Source organism: Streptomyces doebereineriae (assembly GCF_031845645.1).
GTDB lineage: Bacteria > Actinomycetota > Actinomycetes > Streptomycetales > Streptomycetaceae > Streptomyces > Streptomyces canus.
The window spans coordinates 1-437 of record NZ_JAVREZ010000373.1 but is presented as its reverse complement, the minus strand read 5'-3'; the positions used below and the strand labels follow the sequence as shown (position 1 = coordinate 437).

The 437-nt window shown below is 70.9% G+C and carries 1 protein-coding gene; it reads right to left on the bottom strand.

The annotated features are described in order from the left end of the window. Positions 1 to 87: 87 nt before the first annotated feature. Entirely contained in the window at positions 88 to 318 is a 231-nt protein-coding gene (locus tag RNB18_RS52360) for a hypothetical protein (protein WP_311721099.1), read from the bottom strand. Between the last annotated feature and the right edge of the window lie 119 nt (positions 319 to 437).

Sequence of the window (437 nt, the reverse complement as noted above, 5' to 3'; positions counted from 1 at the left end):
GGCACGCCCCGCCCCGTGCGGCGCCGGACGTGCGGATGCGCCGCGCGGTAGCTGCTACCGGCGGCGCACCCTTCGTACGTGTGCGGGTCAGACCTGCTTCTTGGACTTGTCCAGGACCATGACCAGGGCCGTGATCGCCAGGAAGATGGCGATGGGCGCGACGACGTAGAGGCCGATGGTCTCCATCGCGCTCAGGCCCGGACCCGGGTCGTCACCGTCGTCCCGGACGAGCGCGAGTGCGGGGGCCGTCATGAGCATCATCATCAGCGTCGTACCGGCCGCAACGACGCCGGCGCGCTTAGCGTTCTTCTTGTCCACGGTGCCAACGTAGCGAACGCCTAGGTGCGGCGCGCGCCCGGGGGTGCCGTACGGGCTCTTCCGGGGCGCAGGACCTCCATCAGCGCGTGCAGCCGGGGCGAGGCGGCGATCTCCTCCAG